Consider the following 26,521-nt stretch of genomic DNA (forward strand, 5'->3'; position numbering starts at 1 on the left):
TTCTAGTTTTTACCAAATTTTTCAGCTAACTCCTGCAATGTAAATGTTACAATGACAGGATTTCCATAAATGGAGATATTGGGCGAGTGACAAGCGAAAAGCTTATCTACCAGCTCTGCCATAGCCGTGTTGTCCAATACAGTACCCGGTTTAATGGCTGCATTGCGGGCAAGGCTCTTGGCAAGATTTTCGCGCTTAGCGAGCTTATACTCAGATTGATTGTTTTTATAATCTTCCAATATTTTCTCAATCATCTTTATCTCATCGAACCCTGTGCCTAAATCGGCTGGGATTCCGTCAATAATATAGGAATTTTTTCCAAATTCACGAATTTGAAAGCCCAAGCCATTGATGTCCTCCAGGAGATCTCTCATTAATTCATTATCTGCAGCATTCAGATCTAACGTCTGCGGAAATAAACTTTGCTGACTCAGTCCTCTATGTTGATCCAGCTGTGTAAGAAACTGTTCAAAAAGAATACGTTCGTGCGCAGCCTGCTGATCGATCAGAATAAATCCAGAATGAATCTGCGAAACAATATATTTATTGTGCAGCTGGAAAAAGAGCTTCGAAGAGGATTTATCTTCGACTTGAATAACTTGTGGACCATCGGCATCCAACTCAGATTTCCTATGCAGAGGTAGCTGAACGGACTCCTCTTTTTCGACGATTTGATAGAGGGAATCCCAATTGCTCGGAATCCCGCCCGTTTTCTTGGTAAGTCCTTCCGCATAGCTTTCTGATCGGGTATAGCTTGAATTGGATTTTGACTTGTCCGTATCGAACGGGTTAAAGTCCGGATTGAAAGTTACCGTTGGAACGATAATTTCATCCAATGCCTTTTTTGTAATGAGATTGGTGAAACTTGTTTCCTGTTCAAAATCCAAAGATGGCATGATGTTGTACCGCCCCAGTGATCTTTTTACTGCAGACCGTATAATGGCATAAATGGCCTTATCGTCTTCATACTTGATTTCGGTCTTCGTGGGGTGTACATTGATATCGATTCGTGCAGGATCTATGTCGATAAATAAGACATAGAAAGGAAATGTTTCGGCCTGTAAAATATCCTCATAAGCATTCATCACAGCATGATGCAGATAAGGATCACGTACGAAGCGTTTGTTGACAAAGAAAAACTGTTCACCACGAGTCTTCTTTGCAAACTCAGGTTTCCCTACAAAACCTTCTACCTTGATGATGGATGTATCCTCTTCGACAGGAACAAGGCGCTGATTGTAATTGTTTCCGAAAATATGGACAACACGCTGTTTGAGCGTCTCCGCGGGCAAATGATAAATTTCATTTCCGTCGCTGTGCAAGGTCAGGAAAATCTGTGGATTGGATAAGGCTATACGTTGAAATTCATCAATAATATGACGCATTTCTACGGAGTTACTCTTTAAGAAGTTCCGCCGTGCAGGAATATTGTAAAAAAGATTTTTTACTAAAATATTTGTTCCGGCAGCAACAGCTTCCGGGTATTGGTTGACAACTTTTGATCCTTCTATCTCAACAACTGTCCCTAGTTCATCTTCGACGCGGCGTGTTTTGAGTTCGACCTGCGCTATCGCAGCAATGGATGCCATTGCTTCACCGCGGAAACCCATGGTGCGGATTGCAAATAAGTCTTCAGCCTTACGAATTTTTGATGTTGCGTGCCGTTCAAAGCAAAGGCGGGCATCAGTCACACTCATGCCACAGCCATTGTCAATGACCTGAATCAATGACTTGCCTGCGTCTTTAACAATAAGTTTTATTTTGTCAGCTCCAGCATCAATAGCATTCTCAATCAATTCTTTAATGGCAGACGCTGGTCGCTGCACCACTTCTCCCGCCGCAATCTGATTAGCAACATTATCTGGAAGTAATTGAATAATATCCGACATATAATACAAAGTTACGAAATATCCATATTTACAGCGTATAAACACAGATGAAAATCAAATGGACATTCCACTTGTTCCTTTAAAATAAAAGCCTTTAAAGCGCTCACTTATACCAATTAACTGGCTGCAAATGATACCTTATTCCATACTAAAACAAACTGCAAAACCGACATAATTATTGCATATGTGCTATTGAATTGCTTATGCACAATTTAATGGCGGTCTGATACGGCGTGCATTACCCATGTTCGGAGTAAAAACAAGGGTTCTCCGTTTCAATGATAGGACATCTCCAGCGACATTACATCTCCAGCTTTAAGAAACGTGCCGTTTCGCTTTTATTATTTTTAATTAAGTTTTCAGGCGTTCCCTCAAATAAGACCTGGCCCCCTTCTTTACCACCCTCAGGACCAATATCAATGACCCAGTCTGCCGATTTAACCACATCAAGATTGTGCTCGATGATCAATACCGTATTTCCACGGTCCACTAAACGATTGATAACACCCATCAGTACATTCACATCTTCAAAGTGAAGGCCGGTAGTCGGTTCGTCAAGGATATAAAATGTATTTCCAGTATCTTTTTTAGAAAGTTCAGTAGCCAATTTTACCCGCTGAGCCTCACCTCCCGATAAGGTTGTCGACGACTGACCTAAGGTGATGTAACCCAAACCGACATCCTGCAGTGTTTTAATCTTTCGGTAGATACTCGGTACATTTTCGAAGAAATCTACCGCATCGTTGATGCTCATATCGAGAACATCGGAAATGGATTTTCCTTTATAGCGTACCTCCAAAGTTTCTCGGTTATAGCGTTTTCCGTGACAGGTTTCACAAGGAACCTGCACATCAGGAAGGAAATTCATCTCGATGACCTTTAGTCCGGCTCCCTGACAGGTTTCACAACGACCACCTTTCACATTGAAGGAGAATCTCCCGGGCTTATAGCCCCTGATTTTTGCTTCAGGCAACTGGACAAACAAGGTTCTGATATCCGAGAATACACCTGTGTACGTTGACGGGTTAGATCGCGGAGTACGACCGATAGGGCTCTGATCGATCTCGATAACTTTGTCAATATGTTCTAACCCTTCAATTTTTTTGAAGGGAAGTGGAGTTGCTTTTGCCCTGAAAAAATGTTTATTCAAAATCGGGTACAACGTGCCTGTAATCAAGCTGGATTTGCCCGAACCCGAAACACCGGACACCACAATAAGCTTTCCTAAAGGAAAAGAGACCGAAAGATTCTTCAAGTTATGCCCTGTTGCTCCTCGTAACGACAAAGTTTTTCCATTGCCCGTACGGCGTTTTTCAGGGATTTTCACCGCTTTTGTTCCGTTGAGATAAGCCGCCGTGAGGGAGTCTGATTTTAAAATTTCCTTAGGTGTGCCTTCGGCAACCACCGTACCACCATGAACTCCCGCAGCAGGTCCCATGTCGATAACATGGTCGGCATGTAGGATCATGTCTTTATCATGTTCTACCACAAGCACCGAATTACCAATATCGCGTAGGTTTTTGAGTGCATTGATCAGTCGCTCATTGTCCCGCTGATGCAGTCCGATACTCGGCTCATCAAGAATGTAAAGTACATTGACTAATTGCGAACCAATCTGTGTGGCCAGACGAATGCGTTGTGCCTCACCACCTGAAAGCGTCTTCGCTGTACGATCCAGGGTCAGGTAATTTAAGCCTACATCCAGCAAGAAACCCAAACGCGCACGGATTTCCTTTAAGATCTCTGTTGCAATAATAAGCTGGCGTTCGTCAAGTTTACTTTCTACCTGGTCAAACCATTCTTTGATGGAAGTAATATCCATCGTAGCAAGTTCATGAATATTCTTATCGGCAATTTTGAAATGTAAAGATTCTTTTTTCAATCGTGCGCCCGCACAGGTCGGACAGGTAACTTTTGTTCTGAAATCATCTAACGAAGGGGCTTCATCGGACGATTTGCCCGAAAATTCCTCCAGCATCTTAAAGATGCCTTCAAATTCAACGCGATATTCACGCGTGCCATAACTGCCATAAGAAACCGTGACAACGATAGGTTCTTCTTTATTTCCAAACAAAAGCTGATCAATCTGTGCTTCATTGAGCTTTTCAAGCGGCGTGGAAATGGTAAAATCCAATTTTTTAGCGACAGCTTTCAAGACTTCCGAAGTCCAGTTTTCACGCGTGGGCCCCAGAGGCGCTAAACCGCCTTTTTGAATGCTTAGCTTTTTGTCCGGAATAACCGCTTGCTTATCAATTTCAAAAATATAGCCTAAACCATCACACGTGGGACAAGCACCATAAGGCGAATTGAATGAAAACGTATTTGGCTGCGGCTCATCATACGAAATACCCGATTCCGCATCCATGAGGTACCGGCTATAAAATTGCTCCTGATTGTCCTTGTTAGATACTTTGATGATTCCTTTTGCTGTTTTCATCGCCTGCATGACCGAAGTCTGTAAGCGCTTTTTATCTTCACGCTCTACTTTCAGACGATCTACTACGATTTCAATATCGTGTATTTTATACCGGTCAACCTGCATTTTTGGAACAAGATCCAATATTTCCCCATCCACACGCACCTTCACATAACCTTGCTTGCGGATTTGTTCGAACAATTCCCGATAATGCCCCTTACGTCCTTTGACCACAGGTGCCAGGATATTTAAAGCCTGTCCTTCAAATTCTGTCAGAATACGTTCAATGACCTGATCGTCCGACATGCGCTCCATCTTTTTTCCGGTCACATAAGAGTAGGCTTCTCCAGCACGGGCAAAAAGTAAGCGCATAAAATCATACACCTCAGTGATCGTTCCAACAGTAGACCTGGGGTTCTTGCTGGTGGTTTTCTGTTCAATGGAGATTACCGGACTTAAGCCCGATATCTTATCCACATCCGGACGTTCCATACCACCCAAAAACTGTCGGCTATACGCACTGAATGTCTCCATATAGCGGCGTTGCCCCTCGGCATAAATGGTGTCAAAAGCCAACGATGACTTTCCACTTCCACTTAGCCCTGTAATTACAACCAATTCATTTCTTGGAAAAGAAACATCTATATTTTTTAAATTGTGCGCACGCGCTCCAAATACCTGAACTTCACTCTGTTCGCCCAAATCTGGACTTCTTTTTATTGCCATGAAAACTCCTTAAGGTCCCTTTGTGAGGGATTAAATGCAAAACATGCAAAATTACAGATTTTAAAGGAATTATGCGAGCCGATCTGACTTTTGGAACAAAATGTGATATACAAGTGATTTAAAAAAATAATGTACCTTGCACCACAAATCTAAATTTATGCGAAAATACGACGTCAGCAAACAAGAAAAGCAATCGATCGATGATATTGTCCAATTCTGGAAGAAAGAGAATTTATTGGATGAGCAAAAAGCGAACGAGCTGATGGAGAGTTTGGACGTGAAAAGTTTTGATTGGGGACAACTGGCTCGGTATGCCTTTTGGATTGCACTGGCATCCTTGGTGTTCGCCGTTTTTTCGCTGTTTACCGATGCGTCATTCCTAGCCTTTGTGGATACCCTTTACGAAGCGCCAAATATCTTATTTTGTTTCTTTTTTGCTGCCGTGGCCGTATTGTTCTATACCTTGGGGTTGCGCTATAAGAAACGTTATCCATATAAAAACTTATCCACCGAAACCATGATGCTGATTGGAGTTTTTGCTACAGCAGCCTGTATCGGATTCATGGGTAAGGTATTGGATAAAGATACCATGCACTACTCGCTTTTATTTTTGCTTTCCGTGGCGATTTATGGCTTCCTAGCTGTTAAGCTTGATAGTAAGCTCATCTGGACATTTATGCTTTTGGCCCTAGGGGTCTGGTTTGCAACCGAAACGGCGTACCATAGCAATTGGGGATTCAAGTTTTGGGGAATGAATTATCCCCTTCGGTTCACCATTTTTGGGACACTGATCACTGCCCTGGCCGTTTGGGCTCAACCCCGGTTTGCACAACTGCAGGTCTTTCAGCCTATCAGTTATATTGTCGGATTGATCTATCTGATGGTCTCCTTGTGGACACTCTCCATTTTTGGGAATTATGCTGATTTTTATGAATGGACTACTGTACGTCAATACCATATGTTCTATTGGGGGATATTGTCAACTGCGGTATCTGTATTTTTGGTCGTCTATGGTTTAAAGGCGAAAGACAATGTGAGCAGAGAAGTTGGGTTTGTATTTTTAGTGCTCAATATCTACACACGTTATGTGGAATACCTCTGGGACAACATCAATCGAGCCGTGTTCTTTTTAATTTTGGCCGTGTCCTTCTGGTTCGTCGGCCGTTGGGCAGAGAAATTATGGAACAAAAGGAAAGACGAAATAGCCGGATAATCGTCACAAATGGATGGTAAATCCAACACCTCTATTGGAATTGATGCTCAGATTGGGATCGAGGCTTAAGTATTTGCGGATCCGGGTAATAAATACGTCCATGCTCCTTCCAGTAAAGAAATCTGCATTTCCCCATACCTTTTCAAGAATATCTTCGCGCGTGACAAGCTGGCCCCTGTGTTGCCATAGAAATAGGAGCAGTTGTGCTTCGCGCTCGGTGAGCTTAAACTGACCTTGTGCATGGCTTAATACTAACTGTTCAGGGTGAAATACATACGTCCCGAGGACAATCGATTTTGGCGTACTATTTTTCTGATTTCGTTTTAATATATTCTGTATGCGAAGCAAGAGTTCTTCAGGGTCGCAAGGTTTGGTAACATAATCATCAGCACCGATTTTTAGTCCCGTAAGCTTGTCGATCTTTTGTTCTTTGGCGGTTAAAAAGATAAACGGTAATGCGGGATGCAGGGCATTAATTTCTTTGGCCAGACTAAAACCGCTGATTTGAGGAAGCATCACATCCAGTATAACCAGGTCGTAGCCGGCTAGCTGCTGAAAATTTCCCATAAGATCCTGAGGCTGCGCCATCCAATCTACGACAAATGCAGATAGCTCAAGGTATTGCTTGAGCATAAAACCAAAATCAGGATCATCTTCAACGAGGAGTAATTTGTTCATTTTTTATATTCAGTCGTTCATCTAAACTACTTTTCTATGCTTGCTATATTGGCTTTGTCGCGGGGCTTATTTCCTATTTCTTTGCCGCCGCTGATTACACTTACCTTATGATGGAATAGCAAGGAGCGGCAATTGAATTTTAAACGTAGTACCTACACCAAGCGTACTAATTACTGTAAGCTGTCCCTGATAACGATCCACGATTTTTTTAACAAGGAAAAGGCCAATTCCCAATCCCTTGGTGTCGTGTATATTGTTTTTTTGGATGCGGTAAAACTTGTCGAAAATATAAGGGAGTTCGCACTCCTCCATGCCATCACCATTGTCTTGTACGTAAATTGAAAGCTTATTTTTCTTTTGCTCAAAATGAACTTTAAGCCATTTTGCGCCATACTTTACAGCATTGTTCATGAGATTCTGAAATAATGTTGTTGCATCGCTGAGGCCCAAGCACAATTTCCCTTCAGGCAATGGGCTTGTTTCAAATGCAATGGCCGGGTTCGTCAATTTGAAATCATCGAAAATCGCTTGGAGTTCCATCGTGGTAACAGGAGGATGATCCGATGGTTTAAGGTCTTCGGTCAGCGGGGCAAGGGTGTGTTCCAGGCGATTGACTTGCCGCTCAATGACCGTTATAATATTTTCATCTGTCGATTTTCGAAGTGTCTTAGCTGCAATTTTTAAGGTCGCAATAGGGGTTTTAAGTTCATGCGATACATTGTCAACCACGTCGTGAAGCACGGTAATCTGCTTCTGCTGTTTTTTGAGATTTTGAATGGTTCTATAAAAAAGCCAAAGAAAGGCGGCCAATATAAATAAGGTGCTCAACAGGAGGGATGTGAGTTCTTTGAATAATATCCAGTGGAGATTGGTTACCTCAAAAGAACTTTTCCTGTGGACTAAAAAGGTGTATAAGATTTCCTTGCTTTGGATGCTCTCTTCAATTTTCTGTGTTTCGGTTTTTTCCGTTATCCATTCACTGGAAGAAAGTTCAACAGGTCGTCGGAAATTTCCCTGTGTGGTGTAAACCGTAATGGGGCCATCAGCAATCTGCTTGTTAAAGTTTCTAAAATAAATACCCAAGATCTCCTTTTTTAGGATAACATCCATACCCAGTGGTTGAAATAGACTGTCGACATAGCGTGTGAGCTTCCCGGATGTTTTATGCGCATTGGCATGATATAGTCCTTTAAGCTGTTGAGCTGTTATCTGATTTTTAACCAATTTGATGTAGTAGTCTCTGGCGATGTCCTTGCTCATTAAATCATCATCAAAAAGACTGTCAATTTTGGGAGATTTGTTCAGTTTGCTTTTTACTGTTGCAAAAATATCGCGCTGTTTGAGCTGATAGGTGTTGTACAATTGATAGCCCTGAATGCCGATCAGTACAGCAAAAAATAATGTAAAGAGAACACTATAATTTTTGGGTTTCAATTCCATGCACAAATATAACTGCTGAAGGCCAATATAATATACTTTAACGCAGTATTAACCCTTCATTAACCATTATTTACTACGGAGATGGACAATTTTGGGACATCGGAAGCGTGTAAAAGGTCAGTGACTGTCACATACGATAACCACAAAAAAGGCATGCGTTTGACAGCACAGCTAATAGATACAATAATCCCGGTATGCGCTAATGAAATTAAAAGACTAATTATTTGTACATGAAATCGAGCCTATTTTTTCTAGCTTTCCCTTTAGCGCTTTCAGCACAGACAAAGATCGGGGGACAAGTGCAGGATATAAACAAAATTGTATTAGCAGGTGCAACCGTTATGCTATTGGATAGTAACTATCAAGCAATTCGTGAAGTGAAAACTGACCATCTTGGAACCTTTATGCTGTCGCTGGATCATTCTGGCAGCTATTATCTACGGTCCACTTATCTTAACTTTAGACCTCAGGAGCACTTTTTCCGTAGCGACACCATTGCTCGCCCTCTGATACTTGAACTTATTCCCGAATCAAAAGTACTCGAAGAAGCACAGGTCGTCGGGCGGGCGCCGAGATTGATCCGCAAGTTGGACCGCTTGGAATTTAACGTGCAGCATTCTAATCTTTCGGCGCTCAACAGTTGGGACATTTTGAAACGGACGCCATTAGTGATGGCAAATGGCTCAGATTTAATGGTCCGTGGGAGCAAAAATATTGTTGTATTGATTAATGAACGAAAAGTTATGCTCACGGGGGAGGAATTGAAAACCTATCTCGAGAATACGGCGGGCAGCGATGTCCAATCGATTGAGGTCATTACCAACCCACCTGCAAAATATGAAGCCGAGGGCAGTACCATTATCAATATTAAACTTTCCAAATCGAACCTCTATGGATATCGGGGTTCGGCGGTTGCGTTGGCCGAGAAAAGCAGTACCTGGAAGCAACTGTTTGGGCTGACCCAGTATTATAGAAATGAAAAAATCAACGTTCGGGGCACCTATAATTTCGGAAGGGGAACTTATGCACGTTACGAAACGAATTATGTGTATTATCCCAATGAGCAAACCTCGTGGGAAGGTGTGATGGATCGATTTGATACCAATAACAGTCAGAACAGCTATGTGCTTTCGATGGAATACACACCCGATTCAACCTGGACTGTTAGCGGAGGACTAAATGGATATTATGGCCCCAAAACCTATGGTATCTACGTGGTGCCAACTGTCATTTACGATAGCAACCGTATTCAACAGTCGAGTTACCTCACGACAAACGATCATGAGTCATCTACAGAGACAAAGAACATATATCTACAGGTCATCAAGAAGCTTAACCCCAGCTGGAGTATAAATTGGTCCTCTTACTTTACGGACCATCATTCGACAAATAATCAGGATGTGCTTACCGCGCTGAGATTTAAGGATCAACAACCCAGGGATACACGATTTATTAGCAACAACGGAAATAAAAATAGGCTCTTTTCTTCACAGGTCGATTTCACAGGTAAAGTAAAGCAGCTTGGGATGGAATTTGGAGGGAAATTTAGCGATGTTACAACGACAAACAGTCTTGTGTTCACTGATGATGAATCGGGCAAGTTGGAGCGTAGGCCGGATAAGAGCAGTGAGTTTGATTACAAAGAACGGAATGTAGCTCTTTATGGTTCATTGGACTATACCTGGAAAAAATGGAGCTGGAAAGCAGGATTAAGAGGAGAATATACCAACTTAAAGGGCATTGTATCAGAACCAGAAGATATCAATAAACAGGATTATTTTGTGCTCTTCCCGACATTTTATATGCAATATGACTTGACGGAAAATCAGCAGTTAGGTTTTTCCTATGGAAAGCGGATCAGTCGTCCTTCCTATTCTTGGCTCAATCCCGCAAAATCCTACTACAATCGTTTTTCATACTTTCAGGGAGATCCCCGTTTAAGGGCTACGATCGTGCATAACCTGAATCTGACGTGGACCAAAAACAACTGGAATATTGATCTATTCTACCGATTTGAAAAGTGGCCCAATATGGAAATAGCCTTGCAGGATAATGTCAACCACCAGCTGATTTATCATTATACCAACATTAAAAAGGGGCAGGGAGCAGGGATAGACCTAGGTAAGAGTTTTCAGTTTACTGAACGTTGGGGAATGAACCTGCAGCTAGAGGGGATGTACAATGAGAATTACTTTATGGGGACTGATGATGTGCTGCACAAGAACGATGTATATATTGGCAACGGAAATATAAGTAGCAGCTATGTCTTGAGCAAAGAAGCAGGCTGGAATCTTGAGCTCGGCAATACCTTTACATCGCCCACCATCCAGGGGCCATTTAAAATAACTGGCTATTCCAGTACCTATGTGATGACAAATCGAAAATTCTTTAAAAACAAGTTTGAGGTAAATCTATCGTTTATGGACATCTTTAAAACGGAAAAAATGACCATATCCTCCAAATATGCCGATCAAAATAACTTTTATAAAGATTATCGGGATACCAGAAAGGTGAATCTGACGCTGCGGTACCATTTTGGAAATCAAAAAGTTAAGAGTAGTAACCAGCCGACCAAGACTGAAGAGCAAAAAAGACTTTAAAAAATATACTTAAATAAATAATATATTTAGTTTGGTTAAATAAAATGTATTGTTTAACTTGAGGTGTTGATTGTTAATTCCAATGGAATTATTATAGCTTGCCGTATAGCTTTACAGATAAAAATTTAACCAAGAAATTTTCCGCCATATATTTTAGTGTTTTTTAACTTATACTTTGAATAATATGAAAAGAATTATTCTCATTTTGCTATTTCTTTGGCAATGTAACACGACCTATTGCCAAAGTCTTGTCTCTCCTAACGTTGAAAAATTAATTGAAAGGAGTATTGTTCCAGTCTCTGGTTTTACTGGACAGGCGGATGTACAGATTCCTCTTTATACGGTCAGCTACAGGGATCTCTCGGTACCCCTTGTTCTCAATTATGACACAAAGGGAAACAGGGTTAAGCAACACCCCGGTTTTTCGGGACTCGGATGGGGCTTAAGTACCGGCGGTGGGGCTATATACCGCAAAGTCGTAGCGGAAAAAGACGAGATATATCGTACTGTCAATGGGGTTACTTATACCTATGATATCGGATATTATTATACCGGTGGAAGAGTTGCGGAAACGTATACTGATATCAATTCTGTCAAGAAGTTTGCCAGGGACGGTGCAAATCTACAGTTAAATGATTATGCCTACGATGGTTCCCCTGATGAATTTTATTTCAACTTTAATGGTTATTCTGGAGTGTTTTACATCACCCGGCAGAATTCATCGAGCCCTCCGGTTTTGAGATTTTTATCGGATGGAAATTATACGCTTAAAGGTGAAATCATAGAAATCAAAGATAATCTCCAGTTTGGTGATTCTCCGAACCAAAATGGCGGCATGTATACCCAGACCAGCCAGCGCTGTATATATGGGATCAGGATTACCGATGACAAGGGTTATCAGTATATCTTTGGAAACGCAGTAAACAATATTGAGTTTACAAATTCTGGAACCCTTGGTTACAGTCAGGATAATATTGCTACTGCCTGGTATTTGAGCAAAATTATATCTCCCAATGGATATAGCACCGACTTCGAGTATGAACGCAAAGGTCGTCTAATCATACCGGACACCTTTAGGGATCTTACGGTATCAAGCGGTTCGTACAATTTTAAGAGTTATGCCCAATTTCTCCTTGTTTTTTCAGTGAGCTGGGGGGCAGGGGGGTATCAATATAGCGGAAGTCTCCAGAGGAGCACATATTCCTTCATCTATCCAAGTTATTTAAAGTCTATTAAAACACCATTGCAGGAAGTAACATTTCATTATAGTCCGAGCAGTGAACTGGCTTATAATATGTCAGGGTACGAACAACCTAACATCGGTCAGTTACTATATGCAACCCAATCTCCAGATCCAAACGGTGGAAGGAGTTATTGGCAGAAATTGGATGAAATACGAATCGGCAGGGCAAATAAGGCAATCCGATTCAGATATAGGGAGCAGAACGGTACGAGATTGCGCTTAGATGAAATTTTATTGGGAGTTGGAACAGGTACTTCATTTCTAAAAGATCAGGAATACAGGTTTACCTATAACGAGCAGCTGTTGCCAAATTATGAGTCGAGAGCTGTCGATCACTGGGGTTATTTTAACGGCAATGAATATGGCTATAACTCTAATTATTACGCAACCCGTCAGCCCAACGCCAGCTATCTACAGGCAGAAATGCTTAAAAAGATCCAATATCCTGAAGGGGGCGTTACTATGTTTGAATATGAACCGCATACCTACAGTAGAGTAGCATTTCAATATCCATTTACTGTCCACGATACGACGTCGAATCTGATTGCCGGGGGGCTACGTATCAAAAGTATTGTAACAAGCCCGGAAGACGGAACTGCTCTTAAAAAAACAGAATACTTTTACTCCCGAAATTATATAAATAATGGAGCAATCTCATCGGGGGTACTTGCTGGCAATCCTCGGTATTCCAACTCGGGAAGTAGATTCACTTCATATAAGTCGGGAGATTTCTGGTCGGGAAGTTCCGGTTCGGTTCAGGCCTATTATCAGCGTGGGATGGACAGAAATTTCTTTCCGCTGGGATTGACAAAAGGGGCTCACGTCACCTATTCAGAAGTAACAGAAAAAACGACCGGGAATGGTTTCACAACAAGAATTTATTCTAATCATGACAATGGCTATATGGATGGCGCTCCGCTCCTGATGCATTCAAATTTCAATAGTGAACAGTTTGAAGATCCATTTGTCTCTTTCCAAGCTTACAGGGGACTGGAACTGATGCAAAGAATCTATAACAATTCCAAAGTGTTACAGAAAGAAACAGTTAACACCTATGCCATTGCCACTTTGAATACTTATGGAGTACCTTTTATCCAACTTGTTGAAGAAGGAGCCGTTGGGGGGCGACGGGCATCATCGGGAGCGTATCCGACTCAAACTCCTTCCCTAAAATATTCCATTGTCAAAGAGCTCAGGGATGGCAATATGATAGAAACAACCAATACGGAGATGGCTAATTTTACCGCCTTTGATGGAGATCGGGATATCGCGATTAATCGCCCTAATCTTATCTTCTTTTATGAAGTTAATAATGCGCCTAGCAGCAATGTTGGCCGCCAATTTAGCTATGCTTTTCCTTTTAGTTTTTCAAAATTTGGAATTTCTGTGCGGGAACACACATTTAGGACTATGAAATCCAAAAATATGCTTGCCTATCCTGTTGTGACCAAAATTTTTAAACTTCGCTATCAAAATAATGCCTATAACACAACTCCTTTAAGCCAAGATATTATTGATTACGGAACATTTGGTAATATTATTGCCCCTTCACGAATATATAGGATGAATTTTGAAAGTAAAACGACTAATTATCTCGAGCCGGATATTTTGGTTTCATATTATGACAATGGTGGCACGGCTTTCTGGAAGGAATATCTCCGTTTGGATTCCAGGGCAGTTCTTCTAAAGGAATTTACGAAATACGATGTCTACGGAAATCCACAGGAAGTCAAGGAAAATGGTAAACCCCAACAGGTCTATTTATGGGGCTATTGTGGACAATACCTTCTAGCCGAAATAGATAACGCCAGCTACGATGAGATTTTTGGAATTTTGGGACAGCCGACGATAGATGCGCTCAATTCGCCAACAGCTTCCGAAACAACCATTGACAATGCTATAAAGCTGCTCAGAAATAATGCTTCCCTAAAAAAGGCACAGATCACTTCCTATACCTATGCTCCCTTCATAGGAATGAAAAGTAAAACAGATTCTCGGGGTATAAGAGAATCTTATGAATATGACGTTTTCAATAGGCTGATTGCTGTAAAGAACCATGACGGGGATGTTGTCCGAACATATTGCTATAATTTCAATGGAAAACTGTACGACTGCGATGGGAATAGGCGTCTTCCAGAAAATGCATACGTTGTTAATCTGGCCTATAAATCCTTCATTGATGGCTCCGGTGAACTCTTATGTCAATCGACCGATAAAAAAAGGTATTATTTTATTAATACCGGCAATGAAGTGAGCCCGGGAATAGAAGTGGGAACCGTACTCTTCACAATCGAGGGTAACTATGCTCCTCCGGGTTATTATTCCAGAGGATCTGCTATTGCATACATAGGCGGATCCGATGGGAAAGTAACTGCTATATATCAGTGTAGTGATCAATGGGGTGTAATAGAGGGATAAATCATCGATTATTCTTGAAATCAAACTCGTTATGAAAGGAACAATTAAAAAAATAATCCTGGCTCTTCTGATCTTAAGAGTGGGAACAATATATGGACAGGCTGTTGACAGTTCTGAGATTTATGCACGGGGAGCTTCGCCAAAATCAAGAAGTATGGCCAGCATAATGGCCCTTCCCTCTCTTCCGGCTATCAATTATACAATTCCCGGAACACTTATGGTCGGTCAACCAGTAAACTATCTACCTACAAACAGTGGTGGGTCTGTATATTCCGAAGGGGACGTAACCTTACTGGCCGGGGGCAGTACGTCCGGCTACGTTGATGCAATCGGTACTGCAGCACGTTTTCAGGGGCTAGCGGGAATGGTCGCCGGTTCTTCAGGCTTAATTTATATAAGTGACGCTGGTAACCATACCATACGCTCCTATGATCCGGATAGCCGGGAAGTAAAGAGTTTTGTAGGTTCAACTTCATCGGTCAGTGGATGGCAGGACGGTACAGGGGCGGTCGCCCGGTTCTATAAACCTGTCTCCATATGCAAAGATGCCTCCGGGAACCTATATGTTAGCGACCGGGGCAACAACATGGTCCGCAAAATTACACCTTCGGGAGCCGTGACGACCTTGGCCGGTTCTACAACCGCAGGATATACAGATGCCACAGGATCATCGGCAAGGTTCAGTGAGCCCTGGGGAATAACCGTCGACGGGAGCGGTAATGTTTATGTCACCGATGAAAATAATCTTCGCATACGGAAGATCACATCTTCTGGCGTGGTCACTACCCTAGCTGGATCGGGTTCGGCAAGCAGTGTTAATGGCACGGGAACTGGCGCCAGTTTTCACGGTATGAAGGGAATAGCCGCAGATGCAACGGGTAACTTATATGTGTCCGAGTACAACGGCTGTAAGATCCGCAAGATCACAGCGGCAGGGGTTGTAACTACATTCGCCGGGTCTGGATCAGCAGGTACTGTTAACGGTACGGGAACCGGGGCCAGTTTTTATTTTCCCATGGCCATCACCGTAGACGGATCGGGAAATGTATATGTGACCCAATTGGATAATCGCATCCGCAAGATCACGCCATCAGGTGTAGTTACAACGATTGCAGGAACAGGAAGTAGTGGTAGCGATAATGGAAGTCCACTGTCTGCCACATTTTCCAGCTTGAACGGAATCTTTGCACTGTCTGTAGACAATCTCTACCTAGGTGATTCCGGAAACTATCAGGTGCGCTGGATCGGGAATGGCAACGGTTACAGCATCAGCCCGGCATTACCTGCAGGGATGGTTTTTAATAAGTCCACGGGGGTGATTTCAGGTACGCCAACAGGTGCCAAAGCATTGACGAGCTACACGATTACAGCCTATAATGCTGCCGGCAGTGCAACCAAGACGGTTAGCTTCTCAGTAGCTGCCAGTACAACCAATAATGACATTGGAAGTTTTGGCAAGAATAACATCGTCACTAGGTCCGTTAGGAAAGCAGGATACAAAACTGCAGCATCTCTTCTGGGTAAACCGGTAGACAGTGCAAATGTTTCTATAGATTATTTTGATGGTTTAGGAAGAGCAACACAGAATGTAAGATGGCAGGCCAGCCCGTCAAAAAATGATATTGTACAGCATTTGGAATATGACTATAATGGCCGGGATAGTATCAAGTATCTCCCACATGTTAAGAATGGAGCGAATAACGGTAATTTTAATGGAGCTGCCAAGGTGGATCAGTTGGCATACTATTCGGCTGGGAATACTTGGGATGCAGCTATTGTGAAAACGGATAACCCACATTCGGCTATCAGATTCGACAACAGTCCGCTGAACCGTATAGTTGAACAGGGAGCATCCGGACAGCCATGGCAACTTACCTCGAACCGGTCAACGGTTGGTACAACAAGTGCGTCAGGCCATACGCTGGTTTTCGAATATGGTACCAACGTGGCTGGGGATGTCCGAAAGTGGACAATAAATGCAGACGATATCAGCGCAGATGGTAGTACATATTACGCGGCAAAAAAACTCTATAAAACTGTCTCAAAAAGTGAGAACTGGATAGCCGACAGTGCAAAGGCCGGAACGATAGAGGAATACATTGATATCTTCGAAAACAAACTTGTCCTTAAACGAGTCTGGCTGACCAAGACGAAGGCACTGAATACCTATTATGTCTATGATGACTATGGTAATTTAAGATATGTTGTTCCTCCTGGATATACTGCTCTTACATTAAAAGAAACTAATGATAATGATTTTAATGAGCTCATATACGCTTATAAATATGATGAAAGACTCAGGATAACTGAGAAGAAGATCCCTGGAAAGGGCTGGGAATATTTTGTTTACAATAAGAATGACAAGCCCATATTAACGCAGGATTCTGTACAGCGCGGCGCAGGAAAATGGACCTATACGAAATATGATGCTTTTGGTCGCATCGCCTCGACAGGAATCTATACGAATACCCTAACAGATCAGAAAACCCGGTCCCAGATACAGTCTATGGCTGATGGCATATCAGCTGTATGGGAAAGCCGCACCGGAACCACCTACAGTAATAATGCATTTCCAAGTACAGTCTCACAGTTATCGGAATTAACAGTCAATTATTACGATGATTACAGTTTCAAGACAACAACTATTCTCCCTGCAACTTCTGGCCTGGACAGTACCTGGATGGTGAAAGGATTGCTAACAGGAACAAAAATAGCTAAAGACGACGGCACATCGCCTTTATTATCGGTAAGTTATTACAATAAATTCGGAGATGTTGTGGAAACCGTTGCGGACAATCATCTTGGAGGAGTGGACCGTGTGACAAATACCTATAATTTCTCCGGAGAGCTTTTGACGAACAAAAGACAGCATAGGATCAGCGGTTCTACGGATTTGACAACACTCTTGACCACAAATGAATATGACCATGTTGGGCGATTGACACAGACAAAGAAGAGGGTCAACAGCCAGACCGAAATCATCCAGAGCCGGCTCGCCTATAATGAGATCGGGCAGCTGAAAACCAAGTCACTTCATAGTGAAAACAGCGGTACTAACTTTATGACAAGTATCGCCTATCAGTACAATGAACGTGGCTGGATGACCAAGACAAGTTCACCTCAGTTTACAGCTCAGTTGAACTACAATAAAAATGGAACCACAGTACTGGCAAACGCACAGTATAATGGCAATATTGCCCAGCAATTGTGGGGTTATTCCGCTACAACAAGTAATACATTTACATATGGTTATGATGCCCTGAACAGGTTGAAGAACGGTGTGAGTTCCGGAACAGTAATGAGCGAAGCCCTGAGCTATGATGACATGGGCAATATCAAAACATTGGTTCGTGATAATGGTACAGCAATTAACTATAGTTATAATAACTCCAACAAGAGCAACCGGCTTGCGAGCCTTTCAGGGGGATTGACAGGCACATTTGTCTATGACGGAAACGGAAATGCCACGAAAGACCGCACGGGAATGACATTGGGTTACAACTTCCTGAACCTACCAAAGACAGCTGTTGGAGGTGGTAAAAGTATTTCTTATATATACGATGCTACAGGAAGAAAACTGAACAGGACATCAACTGTTGGTGGAACAACGACGCAACAGGATTATCTGGGACGCATTGAATATAGTAGGACAGGATCCGCCAGTCCCGTTATAGAGCGCATTGCTACGGAGGACGGCTTTTTGTTGAACAGCTCTGGCAGCTATAGTTATTATTACAATCTGACCGATCATCTGGGTAATGTGCGTGTCGTACTCAAGAAGGACGGTACAACCTCAGCACCACTAGCAACGGTAATGCAAAAACAGGATTATTATCCGTTTGGCAAGACAAAATCCATTGCAACAAGTATTGATAATAAGTATCTTTATAATGGTAAGGAGATTCAGAAAGATCTGAATCTAGGAACACATAATTTGGGTAGTGGTTATGTGTTGGAAGGTCAATATGATTACGGCGCACGGTTCTACGACGCTGAGATCGGACGGTGGAATGTGGTGGATCCAATGGCGGAAATGCACTATGATTATACATCATATGCTTATGTGTTAAACAACCCTCTGACCTACATCGACCTGTTTGGATTAGATACTATAAATAATAATAATAAATTTTCTTCAGATCAATGGCAAAAATTTGATTCAAATAATGATGTTATTGGTCTCGATGAGGTAACAGTAACGCGTAGTAAAAACAACAATAGTAATTGGTTGGAAAGAGGCTTTAATGCGTTTAGGGACTTTGGATCTGATCATCCATATTTTAGTAGTAGACCATATAACGTAGTTGATTATTACAGAACCATTAATGCCGCTCGAGACCCTGCAATTGATTTGATGAACTTTGCAAGTTTAGCTTCAGGTGTAGGGGACGGTCTTATTTTAGCAAATGGACTTTATAATGGTGCTAAGTTAGCTTTGCCATTGATATTTAAAAATCGTTATGCATTAAGACATTCTTGGAGTATACTTAAATTTGCCTTTAGATCAGGGGGAAGTTATACTAAATCTAGTCTGAGACAAGGGAACCTTCTACATAAGGGCTATAGAATACTGGAAGCCGGGGCGGAACAAGGAATTAAAGAATATAATTCGATAAAAGGAATTAGGTTAGATTATGTTGATTTTTCAACCAAAACAATTTATGAATATAAACCTTTTAATCCTAATCAAATTAGCAAAGGAATCAGTCAATTAGAAAGATATAAGACTGTTTTGGAAAAGCATTTTGGGGAAAGTTTTAATACGGTTTTAGAGTTCTATTAATTATGGATAAGATAAAATTTAAGCAAGCGATAGATGAAATTCTATTACCACACAAGTTTGTTAGAAATAAAAATACTTGGATATTAAAAAAGCCTGAAATAAATAAAGTAATTTCAGTATATCAATCAAATCATTCTGATACCTATTATATTGATTATGGGTTTATTATTAACAAGCTTGAATTGAACGATCTTAAAATGCACGTCCTTAAACGCCTAGGAACGTCAGATTATAATGATCAACTTCTTATTAACAGAGTACTAAGTTTAGATAGCTCGATGTCAGAGCAGGAGAGAATTAGTCAATTAAAAGTCTTTATTGAAGATAAAGTCTTGTCAGTTTTGGAAAGGGTAAATACCGAATCTGATTTATTGGTATATATTCAGAGCTTTCCTAATTTAAATATGATTCCTCTTGTAGTTAAGAATTATTTCCGCTTGACCAATCGTAAAAATGTTAAGAGATGGGTAACTAAAATTTTATCAATTTTCGATTTCAATAAATCATAAAAGTCGAAATACAAATCAGGTGACAGTGGAAGCAAATTGAAAATATGGTACAAATACTTTGCTGTAAGATATCTTATATCATTGCTAATTTTGAGAAAAGTGATTTGTAGCTACTGCAAAATCGGGCAGAATACGGAAAAGTTGTGGAAAACCATTAAGATTACGGGGCAAGGTTTTACGAAGAAGAGATCGGTCGATGCAATGTGATTGATCCAATAACAGAGGATTATGCTCATTGGTCTCAATATAACTATGCAAAGTATAGTCCATTGGTCTATATTGATCCTGATGGAATGTCAGCTGGAGGTTGGTCCACTAGGTTTGTTAATCCTTTCGGATCAACTCTTGTTAATACTAACGATGGAAGTTACGATGTTATTATAGTTCCCTGGGGTAGCGTAGCAGGCGTAATGCATGATGTAAATTCTTCTAGAAATGCGCTTGCTCGTGGAGAAGTTCCTGCGTGGAACCAAAAATGGAAAAATAGATTTGGAGTTGCGATTTCTCAGGATATTTTAGATAAAAGTGTGTATTATTATTATTATTATTATTTTATGAGAATACACGAGCAGTCTAGGTAATATATCTCATAACAAAAAGCAACTACGACTGGAAAGCTTTTTTAAAGAATTGAAATCTGAGAGGTGGAGTGCCCCTGTTTTGGTATCCAGCTGCCTATTGGAACTAGCTCATGGGGTAACAGTTAAATACAGTGGAATAAGACTTCCTAACGGAAGAATAAATATTGGTACAATTCAACCTCCAAGAAAAAAATGAAAAGGAGATTAACACCAGCTGAAACTAGGCTTTTAAGCTATATTATTAAAGATACTCCCGAAGGTCCTGAAATAATCGAAACTTTGCCGACTATTTTTGTTGAAGAAATGGATGACGGAGGAATGGGCAGTTTAAAAGTTGTTATCGAAGGAAAGGATGAGCGTCGTACAGGTGGGATTTTAAATGATATGGAATTTCACGATATAGATGGTATGCTTTTAGTAATTACAGTTATTTTAGATACCGACGACAAGTTTTATGAATTAGATATCTTTAAGGGCGATTTTTCTCCTCTGATAAAGATGCCAGATGTGCCCGATTGATTAATTATTTATATGCGGATGATATAAAGACTAACCATATAACAATACAGCAGTCAGTTGTATAATGTATATCAAGAGCAATTAATAAGTAAAGATAGTAGAAGTAACTTTGATAAACAGTGTTGCGTATGTAGGCGAAGAATTTCGAAATACTTGATAAAAGTACGACTGTTAATCTGAAAAATTTACTATTTCAATATCTAGTTTATTTTCAAAGAATACGTGATATTGATACCATCCGCGGCCAACATATCATGTACAGAACAATATTTTTTAACGGCCAGTTCAGCCGCTTTAGCTGCTTTTACCTCATCAATTTCACCTTTTAAGAAGAAATTGATGTGTATATCTGTAAATACCTGTGGTATTTCTTCCCGGCGTTTACCCTCCACTTCAACCTGGATATCGTCAATTTGTTGGCGCTGTTTTACCAGTATACTATGGAGATCGAAGACACTACAAGAACCCAGTGCCATTAAAACCAATTCCATGGGACGAACACCTTTTCCTTCGCCGCCGATCGCTTCCGAACCATCGATGTTGACTTTGACCGAAGATAATTCACTGCTGGCTTCAAAATGCACAGCCTGGTTGACACGGTTTAATTTGATTTTCATCTTAAAATATTTTATTCATTTTTTGCACACCAATTTTAGCGAATAGCACATCATTGGTAATAACAGATCTAACTGGAATCTGTGCAACACAAATATACAAAAAAGGCAGACGAATAATCGTCTGCCTTTTGTCAGTATGTTGGTCACTGTTTATTTTGTGACGGTATCTGGCAGTTTAACACCGCGATATTTGGCGACGTCAACTTGTGGGATCTTCGATCCATATTTAGAATTGATCGCACTGATAAAGATGTTGGCCATGAGGGCATTACCTATTGGCGTGAGGTGGATGCCATCCAAAGAGAACGCATTTCCAGTGATGTATTTGGCACTAACAGCTAATCCATTGATACGAACACCACCTTTTACATTGTTTAGGAAGGCATTTACGTCTGCTAAAGCGAGGTCTTTTGAAGCTGCAGCAGCTTTGATGGCTGCATTGTACTCGTTGATCCGCTTCACAACTGTTGCTGTTTCGCTTACATCAAGCACGTATTTGTCTTCCACGGGGTTCAATGGATGCAAGCCGTAAGGAAACTGTGCTGCGTTTGGCTTACCCAATAGTCCTGCAGACAAGAAAGGAAGTACAAAATAATCTTGATCAGTCGCTGCACGAGTTCCAGATTTCGTAGCGATATAAATATTCGTTACCGGCGCAGGCGGATTTGTTGCGTTGACAGCTGCCAGCAGGGCTGCACGGGTAACCGTTGTAAAATAAGGTGTTGCGGTTACATCTGGAATGGTGGCCAGTACACCTTTTTTCCCGCCGGTAGTCAGCGCCTGCACATAACCATTGAGAATTGCTGTAAATTGGGCAGTTTCAGTCAATACGGTTGTTGGATCGGGCTGATTCGTTGTTGGATTCATATTGACCACTCCACCATTAGTTGCCCAACCCAATGCATCGTTGTTGCCTAGTGCAAAACTAAAAAAGGTGTGGTTTTGTGTCGTTGAATAGGTGAAATACGTTTTCGAGGCGTCCCCGTCGGGCAATAAGCGCTCGAAATACGGATTGCCGGCAGTTGAGCCCATGCCTGCTACCATAGAAAGATCCATCCGCATACCCGGTACACCGAGGTTATTGACCGGATCAGTATATTTCGTCAATAGTTTTGTTGAACCAGGTCTGTAGGCCAGTTTATCTGTAACAGGTGCCGTCACAGGCTGTCCATTGACAAGTGCTGTTAGGGTAATGTAGCCAGAACCGTTGGCTTGATCTTCACTGAAAAACGGCGATTTAAATTCCCCACCACCCACTTGTTTTAACTGCTCGGCAATTAAGTTGGGGTAAGCAACCTTTTGGCCCTCCAGATAAAGTCCCCCATCTGCGTATCCTGCCGTCAATGAATTCCCGATGGCAACATATTTTGAAAAATTAAGCGATCCTGCCGAAGGTGTATACTCCTCCAAAGAAGGTTTGCACGAAGCAATAGCGACAAGTGCTAACGCTGCGGCTATGTAAAGTTTGTTTTTTTTCATCTTAGTCAAATTTGGCTGTTAATTACCATTTATAGCTTACACCAATGCCTGGAGCAAAAATGTTAGTCGCATAAGTCCCCGATAGACGGCTCTCAATATTGGTTGACTGGCGAGCCATGATGCGCTGATAAGCAAAAGAACCTGTGACGTCAAATTTTGGTGATGGTTTTATTGTAAAACCCCCAGAGATTAAATATCGGGTGTTATCTGGTGTCTCCGGATAAACATAGGCGCTCTGTTGTACTGGAGTGGCGATATAGCCCCCTCCTACACGCAATTGCAAACGGTCGGAGGCAATATACTCCAAACCTGCTTTGATCGATCCTGCTTTATCATAATTTTTTGGCGAATGCGTATCTTGTAATACAGGCGTATTTTCTTTGTAGTCAAAATCCAGTGCCTTATAAATGTCGTAATTGATTAGTGTTGCATCGATCGCCATTTTTAGCTTTTCCGAAAGCGGGAAGGCTATTCCGGCAGCAAAAGTGGATGGAAGAGGTAACTCAGCACTGAATTTGTTGCCCGCAGGAAAATTACTTGCCACCGATTCCGGCACGTCAAAAGTTGCATCCCCATTTTTAAGTTTAGTGACAACTTTCGAGCGGTAACTTAAAGAGATGGAAAATTCATCTTCTAAATTGTAGTGGATACCCACATTATAACCTGTACCTGTACCGGTGCCCTTTAAGGTTGCAAGTCCTGCATGACCATCCGGATAGAATACCGGAACTGAATTTTCCAGGTCTACCGTACCGACGTTGTAGACGAAACCACCACCGACACTAAAATTTTCAGTCAGTTTGAAACTTAATGTAGGTTGAATATAGATTGCGCGTAGCGAAAGGCTAACTAAACTGAATTTACCAACCCAATCTTTTCCCCAATCGACAGCCCCACCATATGGTGTATAAACTCCAATACCGGCTTTCCACCAGGAGTTTTTAGGTCCAAATGCAGCAAATACTGAAAAAGGAGTGGATATTTGATTTCTAGTATTATAAACAACGGTGCTGCCGACCTCTTGAAAGGCAGATTTGTACATGACAGCATTCCCTGCAACGGAAATGGCGTTATGATCCATTTTTGCTAAAGCACCCGGACTATAAAAAATGGAAGACTCATCTAAAAAGTAAGCAGAACCTGCTCCCCCCATTCCCACAGCTTTGGGACTTTGTAGATTCACTTGAGATCCTTGTGCAAACAGGAGTGACGGGCTTGCACAAAGTATTGAGAATAGTAGTTTCTTCATACTAGTGTTTATTTTTGGTTAACATTCCTCTTTCAAATACAATGCTAACATAATAAATGTTTGACTAAAATTAATAAATGTTGTGTAATATTTTTTTTGCTCGTACCTTTAAGTGCAAGGATAATAAAATTAAACGATCATAATTATATGGCTACAATTACATTTAAAGGCACTCCAGTAAATACAAAAGGCAGTTTACCTCAGGTTGGCGAGCAAGCACCTGATTTTAAATTAACTGCAGGCGATCTTTCCGATAAGTCTCTTGCAGACTTTAAAGGAAAAAAAATTGTGTTAAATATTTTTCCTAGTGTCGATACAGGAACTTGTGCTGCTTCTGTACGTGCATTTAATCAAGAGGCTTCTCAGTTGGATAACACGGTCGTGTTGTGTATATCCAAAGACTTACCTTTTGCGCAAGGACGTTTTTGTGCAGCAGAAGGTTTAAATAATGTGGTGACATTATCAGAATATAAAGATTCAAACTTTTCTGATGCTTATCAATTGACTATCGCCGATGGTCCTTTGGCAGGTCTGTTGAGCCGTGTGGTCATCACATTGGATGAAAACGGAAAGGTATTGTATGAAGAGCAAGTTGCGGAAATTGCAGACGAGCCCAATTATGCAGCAGCCATTGCTTCCTTGAATTAAAGGCGATGGCAGAACGAATCAAAAAGCGCCTTCGCATATTGCGAAGGCGCTTTTTGATTTTAAGTGGAGCTTGTTCGCTGTTATCTTGTTTTCTCCAAAGCCTGCAAGATATCGTTGATAATATCTTGTTGATCTTCCAAGCCCACCGATAGACGGATACTGCCGGGTTTGATGCCTAAATTGAGGCGTTCATCTTCGGATAGTTTAGAGTGTGTGGTGGAAGCAGGATGCGTAGCGATCGATCTTGAGTCGCCTAGATTGGACGTGTATAAGATCATCTCCAACTGGTCCACAAAAGCTTTCGCGCGCTCGAAGCCGCCTTTGACAACCAACGTTACAATGCCGCCACCGGCTTTCATCTGTTTCTTGGCCAGTTCATATTGTGGATGGCTGGGCAAGAATGGATATTTGACATCTTCAATCTCTGGATGATTTTCCAAAGCTTCAGCCAAAGCCAATGCGTTGGAACAATGGCGGTCCATACGGATGCCCAAAGTGTCCAAACTTTTTGATATGATCCAGGCATTGAATGGGGATAACGCCGGACCTGTATGACGGATGAAGAACATCAGTTTGTCGATAAGCGCTTGTTTGCCGACAACAATCCCACCCAAAACACGGCCTTGCCCATCCATATACTTCGTCGCCGAATGGATAACCAGGTCAAATCCATACTGAATGGGTTTCTGAAGATAAGGTGTGGCAAAACAATTGTCGATAGAAAGGATAATATGGGGATATTTCTCTTTGAATTTACCCAACCATTCCAGATCCACCAATTCCAACCCGGGGTTAGAGGGAGATTCTAGAAAGATAATTTTTGTATTGGGCTGGATCGCTTTTTCCCATTCTTCGGGATTTGCTGCATCCACATAAGTCGTGGTCACTCCCCAGCGGGGGAATAGCTCCGTAAATAACTGGTGAGTAGACCCGAATATTGCGCGTGAAGAAACGATATGGTCTCCACTTTCAATAATTCCCGCAAAGGAAGCAAATACGGCCGCCATACCGGACGCAAATGATAAGCCTGCTTCTGCACCTTCCAGAATACACACTTTATTGATGAATTCTGAAGTATTTGGGTTGGCATAACGGGAGTATATCATCGCATCCTCTTCGCCAGCAAAGACCGCCCGACCTTGTTCAGCGCTGTTGAAGATAAAACTTGATGTAAGGTATAAGGGGGTCGAATGTTCGCGAAGTGCAGAACGATCGACCTGTTCACGTATGATTTTAGATTGATCTTGTTTCATGATATGTAAAGGTACGAGATGAAAATTTTATATCCACATTTTTAAGTAGTGAAATCATTTATTTTCATCAGATTTCCAAGGGTATTTTTCTGCATGTTAAACTTGTTTGCCTGCTCACAGTGGATCATAGTTGCTATTGAATTGCCACAGTTTCAGTCGGACCAAGCGATTGTCGGGTATGCTTAGCGGTATTAACATTCAAGACTTTTTATCCGCGAAGTGATTTTGGGGTTACAATCGTACGCAAATGTTACATACAG

The 26,521-nt window shown here is 41.5% G+C and carries 16 protein-coding genes; 8 read left to right on the plus strand and 8 right to left on the minus strand.

What is annotated here, in order from left to right:
* Positions 1–2: 2 nt before the first annotated feature.
* Together mutL and uvrA are read right to left on the minus strand one after the other, a co-directional pair.
* Positions 3–1,889, minus strand: coding sequence for a DNA mismatch repair endonuclease MutL (gene mutL / locus J2X77_RS15340; protein ID WP_307184712.1), 1,887 nt, complete (start codon positions 1,887–1,889; stop codon positions 3–5).
* A 301-nt stretch (positions 1,890–2,190) separates the two neighbouring features.
* Positions 2,191–5,031 (minus strand): excinuclease ABC subunit UvrA, encoded by a 2,841-nt coding sequence (gene uvrA, locus J2X77_RS15345; RefSeq protein WP_310081437.1) that lies wholly within the window; start codon positions 5,029–5,031, stop codon positions 2,191–2,193.
* A 157-nt stretch (positions 5,032–5,188) separates the two neighbouring features.
* Between uvrA and J2X77_RS15350 the strand changes: the two genes are divergently transcribed.
* Positions 5,189–6,244: a DUF2157 domain-containing protein gene (locus tag J2X77_RS15350; protein WP_310081440.1), complete on the plus strand. Its 1,056-nt coding sequence runs from the start codon at positions 5,189–5,191 to the stop codon at positions 6,242–6,244.
* 3 nt (positions 6,245–6,247) lie between these two features.
* On the opposite strand, the gene J2X77_RS15355 is transcribed toward J2X77_RS15350, so the two are convergent.
* Together J2X77_RS15355 and J2X77_RS15360 are read right to left on the minus strand one after the other, a co-directional pair.
* On the minus strand, positions 6,248–6,922 hold the full coding sequence (locus tag J2X77_RS15355; RefSeq protein ID WP_310081442.1) for a response regulator transcription factor: 675 nt from the start codon (positions 6,920–6,922) through the stop codon (positions 6,248–6,250).
* Between the two features lie 105 nt (positions 6,923–7,027).
* Positions 7,028–8,362 carry a HAMP domain-containing sensor histidine kinase gene (locus J2X77_RS15360; protein WP_310081444.1) on the minus strand — a complete coding sequence of 445 codons (1,335 nt, stop codon included), beginning with the start codon at positions 8,360–8,362 and terminating at the stop codon, positions 7,028–7,030.
* A 230-nt stretch (positions 8,363–8,592) separates the two neighbouring features.
* On the opposite strand from J2X77_RS15360, the gene J2X77_RS15365 reads away from it, so the two are divergent.
* From J2X77_RS15365 to J2X77_RS15390, 6 genes are all read left to right on the plus strand, one after another.
* On the plus strand, positions 8,593–10,962 hold the full coding sequence (locus J2X77_RS15365; protein WP_310081446.1) for an outer membrane beta-barrel family protein: 2,370 nt from the start codon (positions 8,593–8,595) through the stop codon (positions 10,960–10,962).
* Positions 10,963–11,146: 184 nt separating this feature from the next.
* Positions 11,147–14,623 carry a hypothetical protein gene (locus J2X77_RS15370; RefSeq protein ID WP_310081448.1) on the plus strand — a complete coding sequence of 1,159 codons (3,477 nt, stop codon included), beginning with the start codon at positions 11,147–11,149 and terminating at the stop codon, positions 14,621–14,623.
* Positions 14,624–14,654: 31 nt separating this feature from the next.
* Entirely contained in the window at positions 14,655–19,406 is a 4,752-nt protein-coding gene (locus J2X77_RS15375) for a DUF6443 domain-containing protein (RefSeq protein ID WP_310081450.1), read from the plus strand.
* A gap of 2 nt (positions 19,407–19,408) precedes the next feature.
* A complete protein-coding gene (locus J2X77_RS15380; RefSeq protein WP_209578134.1) occupies positions 19,409–19,915 on the plus strand; it encodes a DUF4304 domain-containing protein in 507 nt (168 codons plus the stop codon).
* 203 nt (positions 19,916–20,118) lie between these two features.
* Positions 20,119–20,496, plus strand: a complete 378-nt coding sequence (locus J2X77_RS15385) for a hypothetical protein (protein WP_310081452.1) — start codon at positions 20,119–20,121, stop codon at positions 20,494–20,496.
* A 192-nt stretch (positions 20,497–20,688) separates the two neighbouring features.
* Positions 20,689–21,015, plus strand: coding sequence for a DUF6984 family protein (locus J2X77_RS15390; protein ID WP_209578135.1), 327 nt, complete (start codon positions 20,689–20,691; stop codon positions 21,013–21,015).
* A gap of 200 nt (positions 21,016–21,215) precedes the next feature.
* On the opposite strand, the gene J2X77_RS15395 is transcribed toward J2X77_RS15390, so the two are convergent.
* The 3 genes from J2X77_RS15395 to J2X77_RS15405 all read right to left on the minus strand — a co-directional run bounded on the left by J2X77_RS15395 (position 21,216) and on the right by J2X77_RS15405 (position 24,360).
* The gene (locus J2X77_RS15395) at positions 21,216–21,632 is read right to left on the minus strand and encodes an OsmC family protein (protein ID WP_310081455.1); all 417 of its coding nucleotides are present in this window, start codon (positions 21,630–21,632) and stop codon (positions 21,216–21,218) included.
* A 150-nt stretch (positions 21,633–21,782) separates the two neighbouring features.
* A complete protein-coding gene (locus J2X77_RS15400; protein WP_310081458.1) occupies positions 21,783–23,111 on the minus strand; it encodes an SGNH/GDSL hydrolase family protein in 1,329 nt (442 codons plus the stop codon).
* Positions 23,112–23,133: 22 nt separating this feature from the next.
* Positions 23,134–24,360 carry an OmpP1/FadL family transporter gene (locus tag J2X77_RS15405; protein ID WP_293883995.1) on the minus strand — a complete coding sequence of 409 codons (1,227 nt, stop codon included), beginning with the start codon at positions 24,358–24,360 and terminating at the stop codon, positions 23,134–23,136.
* A 147-nt stretch (positions 24,361–24,507) separates the two neighbouring features.
* On the opposite strand from J2X77_RS15405, the gene tpx reads away from it, so the two are divergent.
* Positions 24,508–25,008 (plus strand): thiol peroxidase, encoded by a 501-nt coding sequence (gene tpx, locus J2X77_RS15410; protein WP_293883993.1) that lies wholly within the window; start codon positions 24,508–24,510, stop codon positions 25,006–25,008.
* Positions 25,009–25,088: 80 nt separating this feature from the next.
* On the opposite strand, the gene J2X77_RS15415 is transcribed toward tpx, so the two are convergent.
* The gene (locus J2X77_RS15415) at positions 25,089–26,261 is read right to left on the minus strand and encodes a PLP-dependent transferase (RefSeq protein WP_310081461.1); all 1,173 of its coding nucleotides are present in this window, start codon (positions 26,259–26,261) and stop codon (positions 25,089–25,091) included.
* Between the last annotated feature and the right edge of the window lie 260 nt (positions 26,262–26,521).

This window comes from Sphingobacterium sp. 2149, assembly GCF_031455655.1.
In the GTDB taxonomy this organism is placed as follows: Bacteria; Bacteroidota; Bacteroidia; order Sphingobacteriales; family Sphingobacteriaceae; genus Sphingobacterium.